The organism is Martelella sp., from assembly GCF_984369615.1.
Map to the genome: position 1 here is coordinate 1 of NZ_CFHTCS010000352.1, position 4,451 is coordinate 4,451.

Here is a 4,451-nt window from a genome sequence, read left to right on the forward strand (position 1 = left end):
GGCCGCGATGCAGGCGAACGGGTTCGCGCCCGAAGAACCGGCGAGGCGCACGGTCGAGGTCGAAGCGTTCTGCTCGTGATCGGCATGCAGGATGAAGATGCGGTCAAGGGCGCGCGAGAGGATCGGGTTGACCTTGTATTCCTCGCACGGCGTGGCGAAGCACATGTGCAGGAAATTCGCCGCATAATCGAGGTCGTTGCGCGGGTAAACGAAGGGTTCGCCGACGTGGTACTTGTAGGCCATCGCCGCGATCGTCGGGATCTTTGCGATCATCCGGATGCTGGCGATCTCGCGCTTGTAGGGGTCCGAGATGTCGATCGAGTCGTGGTAGAATGCCGACATGGCACCGACGCAGCCGCAGATGATGGCCATCGGATGGGCATCGCGGCGGAAGCCGGTGAAGAGCCGCGTCAGCTGCTCATGGATCATCGTGTGGTGGGTGACGCGGAAGTCGAAATCCTTCTTCTGCGTTGCCGTCGGCAACTCGCCGAACAGCAGCAGATAGCACACTTCCAGGAAGTCCGCATTTTCGGCCAGCTGGTCGATCGGATAGCCGCGATGCAGCAGCACACCCTCGTCGCCGTCAATGTAGGTGATCGTGGACTTGCACGACGCGGTTGAGGTGAAGCCGGGGTCGTATGTGAACATGCCCGACTGTTTGTAGAGCGAGGCGATGTCGAGCACTTTTGGACCGAAGGTGCCTGCTTCGACGTTCAGTTCCAGTTCCTGTCCGTCCAAGATGAGTTTGCCAGTTTCCGTCATGCTATCCTCCAAATCTTCCAGCGCGACACGCGTGAGATACACGAGCAAAGGTATGAACTAGGTATAGGATCGATGCGCCGCTGCCAAGCCGCTGAACGGTTCATGTTGCGGTGCAATTGATGATTTATAATTGCGTTTAGCAAGTTTTTTCATGATCTGAAAAGGAAAATTTCCCGACCGTCTCCGCCTGCAACGTTGCATTTCATTACGACCGGATACACGATACCGGACGTTGCACGCGGGCGGGTGGAATGGAAGAGGGACGGGAGCAGTCTGAAGGCCTGGAACGCCGCCCCGGCAAAAGGGGCGGCGGCTGGAAGGGGCGCGCCCGGCGCCGTTTGAGGCGGCCTTTTCGCGCCTTGCCGCACAACCGGAGCGCTTATGCCGGCCCGCGACGACCGGTGGGGCGTTTTGTCGCGCTTGCTGGCGAGGAACTGGCCTTCGGCCGGGCCTTTCTGTTTGTCCCGCTGTTGATGGCATTCGGCGCGGCCTGGTGGTTTTCGAGGCCTGCATCGCCAGCGCTCTGGGGCCTATTGCTGTATTGGGCAATTGCCGTCCTTTCCTGGTTGATGCTGCGGCATGCGCGACCGGGGGGAAGGCTTGCGGCCGGCCTCGCCGCGGCATTCCTGACGGGCGCGGTGTTCGCACAGTTCGAGGTCCTCAGACTTTCGACGGTGATGCTGGATTCGCCTGTAACCACGCGCGTCACCGGCCTCGTCGAGGCGCGCGAGCCGACTGACAGCGGATGGCGCTATGTCGTGCGGGTCCTTGCAACGGAAGAGCCGGCGATCCGCCGTCCGCCGGAGCGGGTCACGCTTGTGGCCCGCGGCAAGTCGCCGCCGGTCGAGATCGGCGGCGCGATGACCGGCGTCGCGCGGCTTTCCCCGCCGTCCGGGCCGGCGCTGCCCGGTCTGGTCGATTTCGGGTTTCTCTCCTATTTCGACGGTATCGGCGCGGTCGGGTTCCTCTACGGCGCCCCGCAGGCGCTGCCGACGCCCGCGTTGCTCCCGCAACAGGGGGTCGCCCAATCCGCCGGAGATGCCGCCGGCCGCTGGATCGAGGGTCTGCGCGATTCGATCGCCTCAAGAATCCGCGCCGTGCTTCCGGGCGATACCGGCGCCTTCGCCAATGCGATCATCACCGGACAGCGGCGGGCGATGAGCGACGGGACGCTGAATGCCCTGCGCAATGCAGGCCTTGCCCATGTGATCGCCATTTCGGGCCTGCACATGGCGCTTGCCGCCGGCATCTTCTTTTCCGCGCTGCGGCTGATCCTGTCCTTTTCGCCGAGAGCCGCCGAGGCGGTCGCCACGAAGAAACTCGCCGCGCTTACGGCGATTTTCGCCGCGGCCTTCTATCTCGCGATTTCCGGGATGCAGGTCTCGGCGCGGCGCGCCTTCATCATGCTCGCCATCATGCTGGCCGCGGCGGTGGCCGACCGACCGGCGATCAGCCTGCGCAATGTCGCGCTTGCCGCTCTTGCGATACTGGCCGTGTCACCGTCGGAAGCCATCGGACCCGGCATGCAGATGTCCTTTGCCGCGACGCTGGCGCTCATTGCCGGCTACAGTTTCTGGCAGAGGCGGCATGCCGGGGAGGGCGGCTTCAAGCCGCATGCCCTGGCGCGGATTATCCTGCTGGCCGCATCCGGCATCGTGATGACCGCGCTGATCGGAGGGCTTTCGACCGCTCCGATCGCCATGGCCCATTTCCAGCGCGTGGCCGGCTACGGCCTCCTCGGCAATCTGCTGGCCATGCCGATCGTCACCTTCCTCGTCATGCCGGCGGGGCTTCTCGCCATGCTGGCCATGCCTCTCGGCCTTCATGCGCCGTTTCTCCTGGCCATGGGACTCGGCCTGGATTGGGTGATCGCGATCGCGAAATGGGTCGACGGTCTCGGCGGCGCCTTCGAGACGGGCGCGATGCCGCCCGGCTTTCTGCTGCTGTTTCTTGCCGGATTCATGCCGCTGGTGCTGCTGCGCACGCGCCTCCGCTTGACGGGACTGGCGCCGATGACGCTCGCCCTCAGCCTTCTCATCATTCCGCGCGAGGATGGCGCGCCGGTTCTGCTGGTGTCGGAGGACGGCGCGCTGCTGGCGCTTCTGGCGGGCAACGCAGCTGCCCTCAGCAAAAACCGCCCGCCCGCCTTCATTTATGAGCAGTGGCAGAGCGCCTACGCGATAAAGGCGGCAGAGCCGCCCGTCGAAGGCGAACGGATCGCGGTCCTGCTCGACGGGGTCGATCGTTTCGAGCGCCTTGACGGGGAACAGATGCGCGCGGCGAACGCCGCTTTTGAAGCCGATAGCGCGTCCGCGGCCGCGCGCCCGGGTCGCTTCATCTGCGAGAAAGACGCATGGTGCGTGGCTGCGCTTTCAGGCGCGCCGGCGCAGGCCCGGCCACTCCGCGTCGCCCAGGTTTTCCGGCCCGCGCTCACCGGCGCGGCCTGCGACCGCGCCGATATCGTCATTAGCGTCTATCGGCCGGGGTTCGAGGCCTGCCGTTCCGGAAGCTTCCTGGTGACGCCGGCGATGCGCCGCCAGACCGGCGCCCTGCGGTTCATGATCAAACCGCCGGATGACGGCGCAGCGCCGGATAAGGCAAAGCCATCCAGCCCCGCCGAAACGCTGGACATGGACGCACATGCGCGCGTCGGGCTATTCGGTGATTTTGACTATGTTATCGGCGATGACGCGCCAGGGACCGTCTGGGAGGACAGCCACTCGCGGTTGACGGGCAATGCAGGCGCCGCCCTAACCGATAGCCCGCGCGCCGGCCCGAAACCGGACCTCGCGCAACGGGCAGAGGCCGACGAAGCCGCGCGGCCGACCAGCGCATTGGGCAGTCAGATGGAATCATCTGGCATCCGCGAAAATGCATCGCAACAAATGGATAGAGCGGTTCCGCGCGCCCGTGAAAGACAGTATCGCGCTAGCTCAAACGGCGAAGCTGCGACCGTTCCTGCACCGGTCGCCAGTGATCTTGAAATCTCTGCCCAAAACCGGCCCGCAGGTGCGCGCGGCGAAGCCCTCGCGCCCGCCCCCTGCAACGAGATACATGTCGCGATCACCCCCGCAATCGCATCGGTCACGCGGCCCTGGAGCCGGCATCGCCTCTATGACTGGCGCTCGGGGACATATGCGGCGCCGATCACGCTGCCCGAGCGGCTCGCCTTCTTCAGTGGTAGCGGCGGATCAGGCCGACAAGCTTGCCCTGAACCTTGACCTGGTCTGCGGCGAAAATCCGTGTCTCATAGGCCGGGTTGGCCGCTTCCAGCGCGATCGAAGCGCCCTTGCGGCGAAACCGTTTCAGCGTCGCCTCCTCGTCATTGACGAGCGCCACGACGATATCGCCGGGGGATGCAGTGTTGATGTTGCGGATGATCACCGTGTCGCCATCGAAAATACCGGCATCGATCATCGAATCGCCCTGAACCTCGAGCGCGTAATGCTCGCCGGTACCCAGCATCTCGGACGGGACGGCAATGGCGTGGGTGTTTTCCTGGATGGCCGAAATCGGAACGCCGGCCGCAATCCGCCCCATGACGGGAATATCGGACGATCCGCTTTCGGAAGCGCCGGCGGCCGGCTTCGGCGGCGGCGTCTTGCCGAGACTGCCCTCGATCACGCTCGGCGAGAAACCGCGGCGCGGCGGCTGCGCGGCCATGCTGTCCGGCATGCGCAGGATTTCAA

3 protein-coding genes are annotated in these 4,451 nt (G+C 64.9%); 1 reads left to right on the forward strand and 2 read right to left on the reverse strand.

Going from position 1 to position 4,451, the window contains the following annotated elements:
• The coding region (locus AC5DC2_RS19975; RefSeq protein WP_491699738.1) for a citrate/2-methylcitrate synthase at positions 1-762 on the reverse strand (762 nt) is incomplete at its 3' end.
• A 401-nt stretch (positions 763-1,163) separates the two neighbouring features.
• On the opposite strand from AC5DC2_RS19975, the gene AC5DC2_RS19980 reads away from it, so the two are divergent.
• Positions 1,164-3,983 (forward strand): ComEC/Rec2 family competence protein, encoded by a 2,820-nt coding sequence (locus AC5DC2_RS19980; RefSeq protein ID WP_491699739.1) that lies wholly within the window; start codon positions 1,164-1,166, stop codon positions 3,981-3,983.
• Here the strand turns inward: AC5DC2_RS19980 and lexA are convergent.
• A partial coding sequence (gene lexA, locus AC5DC2_RS19985) for a transcriptional repressor LexA (protein WP_491699740.1) occupies positions 3,937-4,451 on the reverse strand: 515 nt, incomplete at its 5' end. The two genes, AC5DC2_RS19980 and lexA, sit on opposite strands and share 47 nt — an antisense overlap.